Consider the following 17,491-nt stretch of genomic DNA (forward strand, 5'->3'; position numbering starts at 1 on the left):
ACCCTGTGGGAGAGTAGGACGCCGCCGAACTATTATTAGAAGAGCTGGTCCCTGAACTTCGGTTCAGGGACCAGCTCTTTTTTGTTTTGCGTCACTTGCCGTTCACGTTCCGCCGCCAGCATCAGAGTCATGCAGACAGTTGGCATGTTGCGAGCCGCAGGTGTCGGTGACGGTGACGAGGTCATCGTGCCGGCATACGGAAACGTCGAGATCGCCGAGGCCGTGGTCCTGGCAGGGGCCGTGCCCGTGTTCGCGGACATCGATCGGGTGACGTACTGCCTCGATCCTGACGCGGTGACCGCCGCCGTGACCTCCCGTACGGCCGCTGTGGCCGTCGTGCACCGCTTCGGGCACCCGGCCGACGTCAGGCGGCTTCGGGACGTCGGGCAGCGGCACGGCGTCCTCGTACTGGAGCAGGGCGAGTTGGACGCACCGTACGACGAGCTCGCGCAGCGGCGGGCGCACGCGACCTATCTGAGTGGGCGGCTCGGCGGTGTGATCACGCCGGACGGTGTCGAGGGGCACAGCTATCAGCAGTACGTCGTACGTGTGCCCGGCAACGGGCGGCCGGACCGGGATGCGTTCGCGCGTGCCGTGCGGGCCAAGGGAGTTGACTGCCGGGTGCCCGTGAAGACGCCCGTTCACCGCACGCCGAAGTTCTGGCGGGACGTCTATCTGCCGGAGACCGAGCATGCCGCGGACGAGACGCTGTCGCTGCCGGTCGGCGCTTCGATGTCGCGGCGCGAACTGCAGCGGGTCGTATCGGCGTGCAATGCGCTCGGAGGGCTGTTGCAGCCTGCCTTCTGAGGGGCACTCACGGCGGTTCGGATCGGGCGTGAGTTCGGGGTATGCTTTATTCCGTTGCGGAGCGGGAAACCGCGAAAGCGCAACAGGCCCCTATAGCTCAGTCGGTAGAGCGTCTCCATGGTAAGGAGAAGGTCAGCGGTTCGATTCCGCTTGGGGGCTCAGAGAGTAAGTCGGGAAAGTCCCCGCCCAGTTGGGCGGGGACTTTTTGTTTTCCGGGGGCTTGAAGGCCCCCGGAACGGAACTGTCAGTCCTTCTGGAGGCCGGGGACCCGCATCGCGAGGATCGCCATGTCGTCCGACGGGGCGTCCGTCGCGAAGCGCTCCACCGCGCGCATGATGCGGGCCGCGACCGCGCCGGCCGTGAGGCCCGTACACGTCGTGAGGACGTCTGCGAGGCCGTCGTCGCCGAGCATGCGCGTGCCCTCGCGGCGTTCGGTGACTCCGTCCGTCACGCAGAGCAGGACATCGCCCGGGTCGAGCGTCATCGTCTGTTCGTAGAGCTCCAGGTCGTCCATGACGCCCAGGAGCGGCTGCGGCTCCGCGTACGGCTCGACCGTGCCGTCCTGGCGCAGGCGGAGCGGGAGCGGATGGCCGGCGCAGACGATCTTCAGGACCGCCGAGCCGTCCTCCTGCGGCCACAACTCCCCGTAGAGCAGGGTGAGGAAGCGGCTTCGGGCGCCCTCGTCGAGGATCGCGGCGTTCAGGCGCTCAAGGACCGCCGGGCCGCCGAAGCCCTCGCGGGCGAGCAGGCGCAGGGCGTGGCGGGCCAGGCCGGTGACCGCTGCGGCCTCCGGGCCCGTGCCGCAGACGTCGCCGATCGCGAAGCCGTACGCGCCGTCGCGGATGGGGAAGAGGTCGTAGAAGTCGCCGCCGACCTCATTGCCCTCGCCGGCCGCGCGGTAGATGACGTCGACCTCGACGCCCGGGATCTGCGGGAGACCTGGAGGCAGCAGGCTGCGCTGGAGGGATTGGCTGATGGCCATGCGCTCGGAGTAGAGGCGGGCGTTGTCCAGGGCGAGGGCCGCTCGGCGGGAGAGATCTTCGGCCAATTCCAGGATCTCTTGGCGGAAGTGTTCGTCGGAGGGCTTGCCCAGCGTGAGCATGCCGATGACGCGGTTGCGGGCGACCAGGGGCAGGACGACCGTCTCGCCGCCCACCGCCGATGCCGTGGAGAGCGTCGTGCCGATGCCGGAGCCCAGGCTCATCGGCTCACCGAGGCCGAGGCTGCGCATGGAGGTGCGCAGGGCGGCCTGGTGGGCCGCTTCCGAGGGTGCGGCCCAGACGCGGGCTCCGGGGGTCGGCACGGGGTCAGGAGGGGCGATCTTGGAGAGGAGGGCCTTCAGGCCGTCGATGCGCTCCTCGTCCTCATGGAGGACGTACGAGAGATAGGGATCGGACGCCTGGTCGGCGATCGTGTAGACGGCGCACCAGGTGGCGAGCGTCGGGACCGTCATCTGGGCCATGAGGGCCAGGGTCTGGTCGCGGTCCAGGGTGCCGGCGAGGAGATCGGAGGCCTCGACGAGGAAGGAGAGCGAGCCGCGGCGCAGACGCTCGAGCTCGCCCAGGCGCGCTGACTCGACGGCGAGGGCGATGCGGTCGGCGGCGAACTGGAGGCGCAGGGCTTCTTCGTTCGAGTACCGGTCGGGGGACTCGGCGGCGACGCCCAAGGAGCCCGTGAGGCGGCCCTCGACTTTGAGGGGGACCGTGACCACGGAGCGCATGCCCGTGCCGCTGAGGAGCGGGACGGCGCCGGGGACGACCGTGAGGTCCTCGTGTACGGCCGGCATACGGGCGGAGCCGTAGCGTCCGGGCCCCGCTTCCACCGGGACGCGCGCGAAGCGCTGGCGGGCCGATGGAAGGCCTGTGGAGGCGCGAACCTCCAGCTCCGTCTCGTCGTCCGTGGCGAGGAGCAGGAAGGCGGCGTCGCCGTCGAGCATGTCGCGGGCGCGCTCGACCGTGCGCTGGAGCAGACCGTCGAGGTCGTCCGGCGCCGGGGAGCCGATGAAGACCTCGAAGGGGTCGGCGGTGTGCGACTCGGCGAGCACCCCGGGCTCGGGGGCGGGCCCGCGCAGCGGGGTCTGCAGGACTGCGCGCTCGTCGTCGCGGACGAGCAGGCAGACCGTGGACGGTTCGCCGTCGGCGTCACGGACGCGCAGGTGCGAGGCGTAGACGGGGGTCACGCGGCCGTCGGAGCTGCGGATGCCGTAACTGCCCTCCCAGCGGGAGAGTCTCAGGGCCTCCACGATGCCGGTGCTGGTGCCCGGGGTGTGCGGCCAGGCGGCGAAGTCGGTGAGCGGTTTCCCGGTGACCTGTTCGGCGGCGTACCCGAAGAGTTCTTCCGCGTCTTCGTTCCAGGCGGAGATCGCGCCCACGCGGTCGATCTGGACGACGGCGACACGGACTCTGCCGTCGGTGACCGGGAGCATCTCGGCCGGTAGTGCGGGGCCCGCGGCGCGGGTGCCCACCGAGCGGTCGGGGAGGTCGAGTTGGAACCAGACCTGCTTGTGCTCGGGGGTGTAGTCGACGCCCCAGCGGGTGGCGAGCGCCGCGCACAGCTGGAGGCCGCGACCGCCCTCGCGGTCGGGGCTGCCCATGTTCGCCGCGGACTGCTGGAGCGGGATCTCGCGCTCCGGGTAGTGGTCGGACACCTCGATGCGTACGGCGTCCTCGCTGCGCAGGCAGAGGACGTCGGCGGCGGTTCCGGCGTGGACCACCGCGTTGGTGACCAGCTCGCTGGTGAGGACGACGGCGTCGTCGACGATGTCCGTGAACCCCCAGCCCTGAAGGGTGTCGCGGACAAAGGAGCGTGCCGTCGCGACGGAACGCCCGACGGGGTCGAAAGTCGCAGCCGCGCGCGCGGTGATCACAGAACTCCTCGTACGAGTATCGACGCCCAGATCTCCCACCATGGTGCGGCCGCCCCTCCGATGCCCGCTTGTACGTGTGCCACCGCCCAGGCCGGGCAGGACCGGAGTGGTTGGACAGCCGGATGCCAGGTTACTTACCTTCGCCGTCCATGCTGATGCCGGTCGTCAGTGTTTTCCGCCCGGAGGGTGTGCGGACGGTGTGCGAAGCTGCCGAACTGTTATGGCCTGGTTCAGCCATGGTGAAACACTGGGCAAGCTTCTTGGAGAGAGCCCAGGTAACCCGAGCAGTACGGTCGACCCTTGCGGGAGGGACACAGTGGAGTCTGGCGCAGCGACGCGGGGCACTAAAACGCGTGCGAAAGACGGACAGTCCCCGAGCAAACAGCGCAAACCGCGCCACGGGGCTACTACGTCCGTGGACACGGCGGCCCTGAACAGGTTGCTCGCGGCGCTTGCGGCCATGCGGGACGGAAACTTCCGCAAGCGGCTCACGGTCTCCGGTGACGACGTCATGTCCGAGATCGCCGCCGTCTTCAATGAGGTGGCTGATCGCAATCTGCATCTGACGGGCGAGATTTCCCGGGTGCGTCGCATGGTCGGACGTGAGGGAAAGCTCACGGAACGGCTTGAGACCGGCGCCAGTGAGGGCTCGTGGGCACATGCGATCGACGCGTCGAATGCGCTCGTCGACGATCTCGTGCGTCCGGTCTCCGAGGTGGGGCGGGTGCTCTCCGCGGTCGCGGACGGCGACCTGGAGCAGCGGATGGAGCTGCGGGCGCAGGCGGACGAGGGGAGCGGCCACCCGCTGCGCGGGGAGTTCCTGAAGGTCGGCCGGACGGTCAACAATCTGGTCGATCAGCTCTCGACGTTCACCGACGAGGTCACGCGAGTGGCCAGCGAGGTGGGCACCGAGGGCAAGCTGGGCGGTCAGGCGCGGGTCCGTGGAATGTCCGGTTCGTGGAAGGACCTCACGGATTCGGTGAACACCATGGCGTACCGGCTCACCGCGCAGGTGCGTGACATTGCTCTCGTCACGACGGCGGTCGCCAAGGGCGACTTGTCCCGGAAGGTGACGGTTCACGTCGCCGGCGAGATGCTGGAGCTGAAGAACACCGTCAACACGATGGTGGACCAGCTCTCGTCGTTCTCCTCCGAGGTGACCCGTGTCGCGCGCGAGGTCGGCACGGAGGGTGAGCTCGGCGGCCAGGCGCAGGTGCCTGGTGTGGCGGGAGTGTGGAAGGACCTCACCGATTCGGTGAATCTTATGGCCGGCAATCTCACCGCACAGGTGCGTGGGATCGCCCAGGTCACGACGGCCGTCGCGAACGGCGATCTGTCCCAGAAGGTGACGGTGAGCGCGCGCGGCGAGGTCGCCCAACTCGCCGAAACGATCAACCAGATGACCGAGACGCTGCGCACGTTCGCGGACGAGGTCACCCGGGTGGCGAACGAGGTCGGCGCCGAGGGGCAGCTGGGCGGTCAGGCGAATGTGCCGGGCGCGGCGGGAACGTGGAAGGACCTCACCGACTCGGTGAACACGGTCTTCAGGAACCTCACCACGCAGGTGCGGGACATCGCGACGGTGACGACGGCGGTCGCCAACGGTGATCTGTCGCAGAAGGTCACCGTCGATGTCGCGGGCGAGATGCTCGAACTGAAGAACACCGTGAACACGATGGTGGACCAGCTCTCCGCCTTCGGTGCCGAAGTGACACGTGTGGCGCGGGAGATCGGCGTCGAGGGTGAGCTCGGCGGCCAGGCCCAGGTGCAGGGCGCGGCCGGTACGTGGAAGGACCTGACGGACTCGGTCAACACCGCCTTCCGTAACCTCACGGGGCAGGTCCGCAACATCGCGCAGGTGACGACGGCGGTCGCCAACGGTGATCTCTCTCAGAAGGTCACCGTCGATGTCTCCGGCGAGATGCTTCAGTTGAAGAACACCGTGAACACGATGGTGGACCAGCTGTCGTCCTTCGCCGACCAGGTCACGCGGATGGCGCGCGACGTGGGCACCGAAGGCCGCCTCGGCGGCCAGGCGCGCGTGGACGGTGTCAGCGGCACCTGGAAGGAACTGACCGACTCCGTCAACTTCATGGCGGGGAACCTGACGTCGCAGGTGCGTCAGATCGCCCAGGTCACCACGGCGGTGGCCCGGGGCGACCTCTCCCAGAAGATCGACGTGGACGCGCGCGGCGAGATCCTGGAGCTGAAGAACACCATCAACACGATGGTCGACCAGCTCTCCGCCTTCGCCGACCAGGTGACCCGGGTGGCCCGCGAGGTGGGCACGGAAGGCCGTCTGGGCGGGCAGGCGCAGGTGCCCGGCGTGGCCGGTGTCTGGCGCGACCTGACCGACTCCGTGAACGGCATGGCCGGCAACCTCACCGCCCAGGTGCGCAACATCGCGCAGGTCGCGACCGCGGTGGCGCGGGGCGACCTGTCGCAGAAGATCGATGTGGACGCGCGCGGCGAGATCCTGGAGCTGAAGAACACCCTCAACACGATGGTGGACCAGCTGTCGGCGTTCGCCGAGCAGGTGACGCGGGTGGCCCGCGAGGTGGGCACCGACGGCATCCTGGGCGGCCAGGCCGAGGTGCAGGGTGTCTCCGGCACCTGGAAGGACCTCACGCAGTCCGTGAACGGCATGGCGAACAACCTGACCCTTCAGGTCCGCAACATCGCCGAGGTCACCACGGCCGTCGCCATGGGCGACCTCTCCAAGAAGATCACCGTCGACGCCAAGGGCGAGATCCTCGAACTCGTCACCACCGTGAACACGATGGTCGACCAGCTCTCCAACTTCGCCGAGCAGGTGAACCGCGTGGCCCGCGAGGTGGGCACGGAGGGCAACCTGGGTGGCCAGGCGCGGGTCCCGGGCGTCACCGGCACCTGGAAGGACCTCAGCGACAACGTCAACCTGATGGCGAACAACCTGACCGGCCAGGTGCGCAACATCTCCCAGGTCGCGGCGGCGGTCGCCAACGGTGACCTCACCAAGAAGGTCACCGTCGAGGCGCGCGGCGAGGTCGCGCAGCTCGCCGACACCGTCAACACGATGGTCAAGACACTGAGTTCGTTCGCGGACGAGGTGACCCGGGTGGCCCGTGAGGTGGGCACGGACGGCATCCTCGGCGGTCAGGCCCGTGTGCCCGGAGTCTCGGGTACGTGGAAGGACCTGACGGAGTCCGTGAACGGCATGGCCTCCAACCTCACCGGCCAGGTCCGCAACATCGCGATGGTCACCACCGCGATCGCGAAGGGCGACCTGACCAAGAAGATCGACATCGACGCCCGGGGCGAGATCCTGGAGCTGAAGACCACCATCAACACCATGGTCGATCAGCTGTCGTCCTTCGCCGAGCAGGTCACGCGGGTGGCTCGCGAGGTGGGCACGGAAGGACAGCTGGGTGGTCAGGCGCGGGTGCGGGACGTCGACGGCACGTGGCGCGACCTCACCGAGTCCGTGAACGAGATGGCAGGGAACCTGACGCGTCAGGTACGCGCCATCGCCGAGGTCGCCACCGCGGTGACGCGCGGCGACCTGAACCTGAAGATCGACGTCGACGCGGCGGGCGAGATCCAGGTACTTCAGGACAACATCAACTCGATGATCGCGAACCTTCGCGACACCACCCTGGCCAACAAGGAACAGGACTGGCTCAAGGGCAACCTGGCCCGCATCTCCGGTCTGATGCAGGGCCGCCGTGACCTGGACGACGTCGCCTCGCTGATCATGAGCGAGCTGACGCCGGTGGTCTCCGCGCAGCACGGCGCCTTCTTCCTCGCCCTGCCCACGGAGGACGCCACGGAGCCCGGCGCCGAGCAGGGGGACGCGTACGAACTGCGCATGATGGGCAGTTACGGCTACTCCATGGGCTCCATGCCGACGTCCTTCCGGCCCGGTGAGACGCTGATCGGTACCGCCGCGCAGGAGCGGCGCACGATCCTCGTGGAGAACGCGCCGTCCGGCTATCTGCGGATCGCATCCGGCCTCGGCGAGGCGCCGCCCGCCCAGGTGATCGTCCTTCCGGTGCTCTTCGAAGGGACCGTCCTCGGTGTGATCGAGCTGGCCGCCTTCCAGGCGTTCACGCAGATCCAGAAGGACTTCCTCAGCCAGATCGCCGAGATGATCGCGACGAGCGTCAACACGATCAGCGTCAACACGAAGACCGAGGTGCTGCTCAAGCAGTCGCAGGAGCTCACCGAGCAACTGCGGGAGCGCTCGGCGGAGTTGGAGAACCGGCAGAAGGCGCTGCAGGACTCCAACGCCGAACTGGAGGAGAAGGCCGAGCTGCTCGCCCAGCAGAACCGCGACATCGAGGTCAAGAACACCGAGATCGAAGAGGCCAGGCAGGTACTGGAGGAGCGCGCCGAACAGCTCGCCGTCTCGATGCGGTACAAGTCCGAGTTCCTGGCGAACATGTCGCACGAGCTGCGTACGCCGCTCAACTCGCTGCTGATCCTGGCCAAGTTGCTCGCCGACAACGCCGACGCGAACCTCACCCCCAAGCAGGTGGAGTTCGCCGAGACGATCCACGGTGCGGGCTCGGACCTGCTGCAGCTGATCAACGACATCCTCGACCTGTCCAAGGTCGAGGCGGGCAAGATGGACGTCTCCCCGACGCGCATCGCCCTCGTCCAACTCGTGGACTACGTAGAGGCCACTTTCCGGCCGCTGACCGCCGAGAAGGGACTCGATTTCTCCGTACGCGTGTCTCCGGAGCTGCCGGCGACCCTGCACACGGACGAGCAGCGGCTTCTGCAGGTTCTTCGCAACCTCCTGTCCAACGCGGTGAAGTTCACCGACTCCGGAGCGGTCGAGCTGGTGATCCGGCACGCGAACGCCGATGTGCCCAACGCCATCCGCGAACAGCTCCTCGAGGCGGGTTCGCTGCGGGACGCGGACGCGGACCTGATCGCCTTCTCGGTGAGCGACACCGGCATCGGGATCGCGGGCAGCAAGATGCGGGTCATCTTCGAGGCGTTCAAGCAGGCCGACGGCACGACAAGCAGGAAGTACGGCGGCACGGGCCTCGGGCTCTCCATCAGCCGGGAGATCGCGCGTCTGCTCGGCGGAGAGATCCACGCGGCGAGCGAACCGGGCCGGGGTTCGACGTTCACGCTCTATTTGCCGCTGCACCCGAGCGAACTGCCGCCCCAGGGTTACACGCAGCTGTCCCCGCTGCCGGGAACGGTCGCGCGGCCCGCTCTGGAGGAAGGACCTTCCACGGCCGAGCAGCCGCCGCAGAGCGAGGCGCCGCCGGCGCCGCGGCTCGACGCGGTGCCCGACCCCGGCACGCTCTTCAGGCGTCGCCGACGTGCCGCGCATGCCTCCCCGGAGCAGCCGCCGGTCCTGCCGGGCCAGGGGCCGACCGCGGAGCAGCGTTCCCAGGAGCAGTGGGCGGCGACAGGCCAGGAAACGTCCGAGGCGCGTCCCGGCTATCACTTCGGCGGTGAGAAGGTTCTCATCGTCGACGACGACATCCGCAATGTGTTCGCGCTCACCAGCGTCCTGGAGCAGCACGGGCTCTCGGTGCTGTACGCGGAGAACGGCCGTGAGGGCATCGAGGTCCTGGAACAGCACGACGACGTGACGGTCGTCCTGATGGACATCATGATGCCGGAGATGGACGGGTACGCGACGACGACGGCGATCCGCAGGATGCCGCAGTTCGCCGGACTCCCGATCATCGCGCTCACCGCGAAGGCCATGAAGGGTGATCGGGAGAAGGCCATCGACTCCGGCGCATCCGATTACGTTACGAAGCCGGTCGACCCGGATCATCTGCTGTCGGTGATGGAGCAGTGGATGCGCGGGGAGTGACCGAGAAGAGGCTCCATTACGCGGAGTTGCTGACAGAGTGTGGCCGAAGTCGTGTAGAACCACGGTATTCGGGGAACCTTCTGGTCTCCCACTGCGTTTCTGCTACGTGCACAGTGACATCGCGGTGACAGGGTGTGGCGACAGGCGGGGTGCGGCTACCATGACCGGCACAAGGACGGACGGCGTAAGGGAGTCGTCCCCTGGGGCGGCGCCCGGTGTACCGCCGGGGCGAGGAGGGCGGGCCATGGTGCAGAAGGCCAAGATCCTCCTGGTCGATGACCGGCCGGAGAATCTGCTGGCGCTGGAGGCCATCCTCTCTGCGCTCGATCAGACCCTGGTACGGGCATCGTCCGGGGAGGAAGCGCTCAAAGCACTACTGACGGATGACTTCGCGGTCATTCTGCTGGATGTCCAGATGCCGGGCATGGACGGTTTCGAAACCGCCGCGCACATCAAGCGGCGAGAACGGACCCGGGACATCCCGATCATCTTCCTCACCGCCATCAACCACGGTCCGCACCACACGTTCCGGGGTTATGCGGCGGGAGCGGTGGACTACATCTCCAAGCCGTTCGATCCGTGGGTGCTGCGCGCGAAGGTCTCGGTTTTCGTCGAGCTGTACATGAAGAACTGCCAACTGCGGGAGCAGGCAGCCCTGCTGCGTCTCCAGCTCGAAGGCGGCGGCAAGTCCGCGGCGGGTGACGCCAAGGAGCCCGCAGGGCTTCTCGCGGAGCTCTCCGCGCGCCTCGCGGCCGTCGAGGAACAGGCGGAGGCGCTCTCCAAACAGCTCGACGACGACTCGGCGGATGCCGCCGCTGTCGCCACCGCGGCCCATCTCGAACGCAAACTCACCGGTTTGCGGCGGGCTCTTGACGCCTTGGAGCCGGGCACCGGCAGCGGTGCGCCTTCGGTGTCCTCGCAGAACTGAGTTCGGCGCGGACTCCGGGCGGAGCAGTGCCGGAGGCGGTGAACATCCGGAATCTTCCGGACCGGAGGCGGTGAATATCCGTCAGTTCACCGCCTCCGCAAGGGCGACACAAACGGGTGAAGCGGTGGGCACACGTGTCCGCAGTGGTCTCCACCGGTAACCTCGGACCCATGGCCTCACGTCCGTCCGCAGCCAAGAAGACGCCCGCGAAGAAGGCGGCCGCGCCCACAAAGGCTCCGGCGAAGAAGGCCGCCGCCAAGAAGCCGCCCGCCAAGAAGGCTCCGGCGAAGAAGGCGCCCGCCAAGAAAGCCGTGGCGAAGAAGCCCGTGCCCAAGCCGGCGCCCAGTCCCACGGGCGGCGTCTACCGCCTCGCACGCGCACTCTGGCTCGGTCTCGCGCACAGCGTGGGTGCGCTGTTCCGCGGCATAGGGCGAGGCGCGAAGGGGCTCGACCCGGCGCACCGCAAGGACGGCATCGCGCTCCTGCTGCTCGGTGTCGCCCTGATTGTCGCCGCGGGCACGTGGTCGAATCTGCGCGGCCCCGTGGGCGACCTCGTCGAGATGCTGGTGACCGGCGCGTTCGGCCGCCTCGATCTGCTGCTCCCGATACTGCTCGCGGTCATCGGCGTACGCCTCATCCGGCACCCGGAGAAGCCCGAGGCGAACGGCCGCATCGTGATCGGCCTGTCCGCGCTCGTCATCGGCGTGCTGGGCCAGGTGCACATCGCCTGCGGTTCGCCCGCCCGTGCGGACGGCATGGAGGCCATAAGGGACGCGGGCGGCCTCATCGGCTGGGCCACGTCCACTCCGCTGATCTTCACCATGGGCGAGGTCCTCGCCGTACCGCTGCTCGTCCTGCTGACCGTCTTCGGACTCCTTGTGGTCACGGCGACGCCCGTCAACGCCATCCCGCAGCGGCTGCGGCTGCTCGGCACCAAGCTCGGCATCGTCCAGGCGGCGCCCGAAGAGGTGCAGGGCGACTACGCGGACGACGAGCGGTACGAGGAGCAGTGGCGCGAGGCGCTGCCCGCCCGCTCGCGCAGGCGCGCCGAGGCCCCTGAGTCGTACGACCCGGACCATGCGGAGGAGGAGGCGCTCACCCGGCGGCGCAGGCCCCGCAGGGCATCCTCGCAGCCTTCCATGGACCGGCCGATGGACGCGGTGGACGTGGCGGCCGCCGCTGCCGCCGCCCTGGACGGCGCCGTCCTGCACGGCATGCCGCCCTCGCCGCTGGTCGCCGACCTCACGCAGGGCGTCTCCGCCGAGCGCGAGCGCGAGGAGCAGCCCGCGGAGACCTCCGCGCCGGTGCCGACCGCGCGCGCCACGGACAGTCCCGCACGAGAAAAGGACAGCCCGCCGCCCGGCGTGCGCCGCAAGAAGCCCGGTGAGTCCGACGACTCAGCGGTGCCGGACCTGACCAAGGCCCATTCGGACAAGCCGCGGGACCTCCCGCCGCGCGCCGAGCAGCTGCAGCTCGCGGGGGACATCACGTACTCGCTGCCCACGCTCGACCTGCTCGAGCGCGGTGGCCCCGGCAAGACTCGCAGCGCCGCCAACGACGCGGTCGTCGCCTCGCTCAGCAATGTCTTCACCGAGTTCAAGGTCGACGCGGACGTCACCGGGTTCACACGGGGCCCGACGGTCACGCGGTACGAGATCGAGCTCGGCCCGGCCGTGAAGGTCGAGAAGATCACGGCCCTTGCCAAGAACATCGCGTACGCGGTCGCAAGCCCCGACGTCCGCATCATCAGCCCCATCCCCGGCAAGTCCGCGGTCGGCATCGAGATCCCGAACTCCGACCGCGAGATGGTCAACGTGGGCGACGTGCTGCGTCTGGCGGACGCCGCCGAGGACGATCACCCCATGCTGGTCGCGCTCGGCAAGGACGTCGAGGGCGGTTTCGTCATGGCCAACATGGCGAAGATGCCGCACATCCTGGTCGCCGGAGCCACCGGCTCCGGCAAGTCGTCCTGCATCAACTGTCTGATCACGTCGATCATGATGCGGGCGACCCCCGAGGACGTACGGATGGTCCTCGTCGACCCCAAGCGCGTCGAGCTCACCGCGTACGAGGGCATCCCGCACCTGATCACGCCGATCATCACCAACCCCAAGCGGGCCGCCGAGGCGCTCCAGTGGGTCGTACGCGAGATGGATCTGCGCTACGACGACCTGGCGGCGTTCGGCTACCGGCACATCGACGACTTCAACCGGGCCGTCCGCGAGGGCAAGCTCAAGACGCCGGAAGGCAGCGAGCGGGAGCTCACCCCGTACCCGTACCTACTGGTGATCGTCGACGAGCTCGCCGACCTGATGATGGTCGCCCCGCGCGACGTCGAGGACTCGATCGTGCGCATCACGCAGCTGGCGCGCGCGGCGGGCATCCACCTGGTGCTCGCCACGCAGCGGCCGTCCGTGGACGTCGTGACCGGTCTGATCAAGGCGAATGTGCCCTCACGGCTCGCCTTCGCGACCTCCTCGCTCGCCGACAGCCGCGTCATCCTCGACCAGCCGGGCGCCGAGAAGCTGATCGGCAAGGGTGACGGGCTCTTCCTGCCGATGGGCGCGAACAAGCCCACCCGAATGCAGGGCGCCTTCGTCACCGAGGACGAGATCCATGCGGTCGTCCAGCACTGCAAGGACCAGATGGCGCCGGTATTCCGGGAGGACGTCACCGTAGGCACCAAGCAGAAGAAGGAGATCGACGACGACATCGGCGACGACCTCGATCTGCTCTGTCAGGCCGCTGAGCTGGTGGTTTCCACTCAGTTCGGGTCCACGTCGATGCTCCAGCGCAAGCTGCGCGTCGGCTTCGCGAAGGCCGGACGGCTCATGGACCTCATGGAGTCGCGCGGCATCGTGGGGCCCAGCGAGGGCTCCAAGGCTCGTGACGTTCTTGTGAAACCTGATGAGCTGGATGGCGTGCTGGCCGTGATCCGCGGGGAGGCTCACCCATAAGGGTGCGGCAGGCAACCGTTTCCCTTCGACATACGTCAAGTTGAGGGGAGGGACAGCACCATGCCCCACCATCAGGATGTCCCGCCATTCCGATGGCGTACAAAGTCCGTCGCCCAGTTGCCCCACCCTTCGCGAACCCCCCTAGACTGAACATCCGGCAGGTGGCTACACGCTCGAAAGGCGCCCCCGTGTCCATCGGCAACTCCCCTGAAGACGACCGCCCTTCAGACCACCGACCTACAGACGACCAGCCCGCCGAGAACCTTCCGGCAGCTGAGAGTCCGGCAGACGACCGGCCCACGCCGGCGGAAGACCGGCCCTCGATCGGGCGCACGCTGCAGCAGGCACGCGTTGACGCGGGCCTGACCGTCGACGAGATCAGCACGTCCACCCGGGTGCGGATCCCGATCGTGCACGCGATCGAACAGGACGACTTCTCCCGATGCGGCGGCGATGTGTACGCCCGCGGCCACATCAGGACGCTCGCACGCGCCGTGGGGATCGATCCTGCCCTTCTCCTTGCCCAGTACGACGAGGCGCACGGCGGCCGCCCGCCCGCGCCCACTCCGGCGGCGCCGCTCTTCGAGGCCGAGCGGATCAGGTCCGATCCGCGCCGCCCCAACTGGACCGCGGCCATGGTCGCCGCGATCGTCGCCGTCATCGGATTCGTCGGCTTCACCGCCTTCAGCGGGGGCGACGACAGCAACGGATCGAAGTCGCAGGTCGCCGAGGGCTCCACGCCTGCCACCACCAAGCCCCCCACGACGAAGCCCGCGCCCGACAAGCCCGCCGACCCCAAGCCGGACCCGTCGGACAGCGCGATCGCCGGCGCCCCCCGGGACAAGGTCACGGTCAAGGTCAACGCGTCGGACGGCCGCAGCTGGATCTCGGCCAAGGACCACAGTGGTCGGACCCTCTTCGACGGCGTCCTGGAGGAGGGCAAGTCGAAGACCTTCCAGGACAAGCAGAAGATCGACCTGGTCCTCGGCGACGCGGGCGCGATCAAGCTGTTCGTGAACGGCAAGGCGGTCGAGAACGAGTTCGACCCCGGTCAGGTCGAGCGGCTCACGTACACCAAGGGCGATCCCGAGGTCGGCTGAGCTCGGCGAGCTCTGAGAGCTGTGTAGGCCTTGTGACGAGGGCCCGGACCCTCGCGGCGGGGGCCCGGGCAGGGACAAAGTAGTCTTGAGAGCATGCCCGAACGCCGTACTGTCGCCCTTGTCACTCTTGGCTGCGCCCGTAACGAGGTGGACTCGGAGGAGCTGGCAGGCCGCCTTGAGGCGGACGGCTGGCAGCTCGTCGAGGCCGCCGAAGACGCGGACGTCGCCGTAGTCAACACCTGTGGATTCGTCGAAGCCGCCAAGAAGGACTCCGTCGACGCCCTCCTGGAAGCCAATGACCTCAAGGGTCATGGCAAGACCCAGGCCGTCGTGGCCGTCGGCTGCATGGCCGAGCGGTACGGCAAGGAACTTGCCGACGCCCTCCCCGAAGCCGATGGTGTCCTCGGCTTCGACGACTACTCCGATATCTCCGGCCGCCTGCAGACCATCCTCGGTGGCGGCAGTGTCGAGGCCCACACCCCGCGTGACCGGCGCAAGCTCCTTCCGATCAGCCCCGCGGAGCGACAGGAAGCAGGCTCTGACGTCTCGCTGCCCGGGCACGCGCCCGTGGATCTGCCGGACGGCCTGGCGCCGGCCTCGGGGCCCCGCGCCCCGCTGCGGCGGCGCCTTGGCACCAGCCCCGTCGCCTCGGTGAAGCTGGCCTCCGGTTGCGACCGGCGCTGCTCGTTCTGCGCCATTCCCTCCTTCCGCGGCTCCTTCATCTCGCGGCGCCCCTCGGACGTCCTCGGCGAGACGCGCTGGCTGGCCGAGCAGGGCGTCAAGGAGGTCATGCTCGTCTCCGAGAACAACACCTCGTACGGCAAGGACCTCGGTGACATCCGGCTCCTGGAGACGCTCCTTCCCGAGCTCGCCGCCGTCGACGGGATCGAGCGGGTGCGGGTCAGCTACCTCCAGCCCGCCGAGATGCGCCCCGGACTCATCGACGTACTGACCTCCACGGAGAAGGTCGCCCCTTACTTCGACCTGTCCTTCCAGCACTCCGCGCCCGGCGTGCTGCGGGCGATGCGGCGCTTCGGTGACACCGACCGGTTCCTCGAGCTCCTGGACACCATTCGGACGAAGGCCCCGCAGGCAGGCGTGCGGTCCAACTTCATCGTGGGCTTCCCCGGCGAGACCGAGGCCGACGTGGCCGAGCTCGAGCGGTTCCTCACGGGTGCGCGGCTGGACGCCATCGGCGTCTTCGGGTACTCCGACGAGGAGGGCACCGAAGCGGCGACGTACGACAAGAAGCTCGACCAGGACGTCGTCGACGAGCGGCTCGCGCGTATCTCGCGGCTCGCCGAGGAGCTGACCTCGCAGCGCGCCGACGACCGTCTCGGTGAGACCGTCGAGGTGCTTGTGGAGTCTGTGGACGAGGAGGACGGTGCGATCGGCCGGGCGGCCCACCAGGCGCCCGAGACGGACGGCCAGATTCGGTTCACCGGCGCCACGGGTGGGGACGGCCTGCAGGTCGGTCGTATGGTCGTGGCAAAGGTGGTCGGCACGGAAGGCGTGGACCTGGTGGCTGAGTACAGCGAAATTCTGGGGGACCCGCCCCGGATCCCGGCCGAGGAGGCGCGCAGATGACCGGAGTCCCGGCATCCGCGGCGGGCGGCTCCGGCGCGCAGGGCGCCAAGCCGGTGCGCGGTGGAAAGTTGGGCGCTGCGGCCGTCAATCAGGCCAGCGTGTGGAACGTCGCCAACTTGTTGACGGTGATCCGGCTGCTGCTCGTGCCGGGCTTCGTGATGCTCCTGCTCGCCGAAGGCGGGTACGACCCGGCCTGGCGCGCGTGGGCCTGGGCGGCCTTCGCCGTCGCCATGATCACCGACCTGTTCGACGGCCACCTGGCTCGCACGTACAACCTGGTCACGGACTTCGGGAAGATCGCTGACCCCATCGCCGACAAGGCGATCATGGGCGCCGCGCTGGTCTGTCTGTCCTACCTCGGCGATCTGCCGTGGTGGGTGACGGGCGTCATTCTCGGACGTGAGCTCGGGATCACACTGCTGCGGTTCTGGGTGATCCGCTTCGGTGTCATTCCGGCCAGTCGCGGCGGCAAGATGAAGACGCTCTGGCAGGGCGTGGCGGCCGGGATGTATGTCCTCGCGCTGACCGGGCCGCTCGCCACACTGCGGTTCTGGGTGATGGCGGTCGCCGTCGTCCTGACCGTTCTGACCGGGCTCGACTATGTGCGGCAGGCCTTCGTGCTGCGCCGTCTCGGCCTTGCGGAGGCGCGGGAAGCGGCGGCCGCTTCCGCCGCGGCCTCCGGTGAAGGGACCCGGGAGTCGACGACGTGATGTCCGCCGAGCTGTCCACCGGCCTGTCCGCCGATCCGGCTGCGGAGGTCCTGCGGCTTCTTGAGGCTCGCGGCGAGACGCTTGCCGTCGCCGAGTCGCTCACCGGCGGTCTGGTGGCCGCAGAGGTGACGGCGGTGCCGGGGGCCTCACGGGTCTTCCGGGGGTCCGTGACGGCGTACGCGACTGAGCTGAAGCACCAGGTGCTCGGGGTCGACGGCACTCTGTTGGCCGAGCGTGGCGCCGTGGATGCCGAGGTGGCGCTGCAGATGGCGGCCGGTGTGCGCAAGGTCATGGGCGCGGACTGGGGGATCGCGACCACGGGCGTCGCGGGTCCTGATCCGCAGGACGGGCAGGCGGTCGGGACCGTTTTCGTGGCGGTCGACGGGCCGGATTCCACTGTCGGCGGGCTGGTTTCCACGCCCGGCGGGCCGGGGTACGCGCTTCGCTCTGAGGGGAAAGTAGCGGCACTGCGGTTGAACGGTGAGCGTTCGGACATTCGTATGGAGAGTGTACGGAGCGTGCTCAGGCTGCTGCTCGAGCGGCTGTCCGGCGAACGTGCTGGGAATGGGCGGGCACAGGATACGGAACAGAACGGGGGGACTTGATGTTTGCAGCCCTGAGTGAACACGACATCGCTCCCCGCACGGCCGCGGCGCGAGGCGGTACGGTGGGGCGTGAAGGATGCGGCTACGCGGTCCGAGGAGGGAGCCAC

At 68.6% G+C, this 17,491-nt stretch carries 9 protein-coding genes and 1 tRNA gene; 9 read left to right on the top strand and 1 reads right to left on the bottom strand.

Annotated features, from left to right (window positions below; all coding sequences use genetic code 11):
• Nucleotides 1–144: 144 nt before the first annotated feature.
• Together ACFQ7F_RS15540 and ACFQ7F_RS15545 are read left to right on the top strand one after the other, a co-directional pair.
• Nucleotides 145–807 (top strand): DegT/DnrJ/EryC1/StrS family aminotransferase, encoded by a 663-nt coding sequence (locus tag ACFQ7F_RS15540; protein WP_383270720.1) that lies wholly within the window; start codon nucleotides 145–147, stop codon nucleotides 805–807.
• An 86-nt stretch (nucleotides 808–893) separates the two neighbouring features.
• A tRNA-Thr gene (locus ACFQ7F_RS15545) sits at nucleotides 894–966 on the top strand.
• 85 nt (nucleotides 967–1,051) lie between these two features.
• On the opposite strand, the gene ACFQ7F_RS15550 is transcribed toward ACFQ7F_RS15545, so the two are convergent.
• Nucleotides 1,052–3,715 carry a SpoIIE family protein phosphatase gene (locus ACFQ7F_RS15550; RefSeq protein ID WP_383270627.1) on the bottom strand — a complete coding sequence of 888 codons (2,664 nt, stop codon included), beginning with the start codon at nucleotides 3,713–3,715 and terminating at the stop codon, nucleotides 1,052–1,054.
• A 274-nt stretch (nucleotides 3,716–3,989) separates the two neighbouring features.
• On the opposite strand from ACFQ7F_RS15550, the gene ACFQ7F_RS15555 reads away from it, so the two are divergent.
• From ACFQ7F_RS15555 to ACFQ7F_RS15585, 7 genes are all read left to right on the top strand, one after another.
• The gene (locus tag ACFQ7F_RS15555) at nucleotides 3,990–9,497 is read left to right on the top strand and encodes a HAMP domain-containing protein (RefSeq protein ID WP_383270628.1); all 5,508 of its coding nucleotides are present in this window, start codon (nucleotides 3,990–3,992) and stop codon (nucleotides 9,495–9,497) included.
• Nucleotides 9,498–9,741: 244 nt separating this feature from the next.
• The gene (locus tag ACFQ7F_RS15560) at nucleotides 9,742–10,425 is read left to right on the top strand and encodes a two-component system response regulator (protein ID WP_190086597.1); all 684 of its coding nucleotides are present in this window, start codon (nucleotides 9,742–9,744) and stop codon (nucleotides 10,423–10,425) included.
• 170 nt (nucleotides 10,426–10,595) lie between these two features.
• On the top strand, nucleotides 10,596–13,382 hold the full coding sequence (locus tag ACFQ7F_RS15565; protein WP_383270630.1) for a DNA translocase FtsK: 2,787 nt from the start codon (nucleotides 10,596–10,598) through the stop codon (nucleotides 13,380–13,382).
• A gap of 188 nt (nucleotides 13,383–13,570) precedes the next feature.
• Complete coding sequence (locus ACFQ7F_RS15570) at nucleotides 13,571–14,482, top strand: helix-turn-helix domain-containing protein (protein ID WP_383270632.1); 912 nt, start codon at nucleotides 13,571–13,573, stop codon at nucleotides 14,480–14,482.
• A gap of 93 nt (nucleotides 14,483–14,575) precedes the next feature.
• Nucleotides 14,576–16,069, top strand: coding sequence for a 30S ribosomal protein S12 methylthiotransferase RimO (gene rimO / locus ACFQ7F_RS15575; protein WP_383270633.1), 1,494 nt, complete (start codon nucleotides 14,576–14,578; stop codon nucleotides 16,067–16,069).
• Nucleotides 16,066–16,779, top strand: coding sequence for a CDP-diacylglycerol--glycerol-3-phosphate 3-phosphatidyltransferase (gene pgsA, locus ACFQ7F_RS15580; RefSeq protein ID WP_383270635.1), 714 nt, complete (start codon nucleotides 16,066–16,068; stop codon nucleotides 16,777–16,779). Before rimO ends, pgsA begins: the two co-directional genes overlap by 4 nt.
• Nucleotides 16,779–17,384, top strand: coding sequence for a CinA family protein (locus ACFQ7F_RS15585; RefSeq protein WP_383270636.1), 606 nt, complete (start codon nucleotides 16,779–16,781; stop codon nucleotides 17,382–17,384). Before pgsA ends, ACFQ7F_RS15585 begins: the two co-directional genes overlap by 1 nt.
• Nucleotides 17,385–17,491: the final 107 nt, after the last annotated feature.

It is taken from the genome of Streptomyces sp. NPDC056486 (assembly GCF_042795295.1).
Taxonomy (GTDB): Bacteria; Actinomycetota; Actinomycetes; order Streptomycetales; family Streptomycetaceae; genus Streptomyces.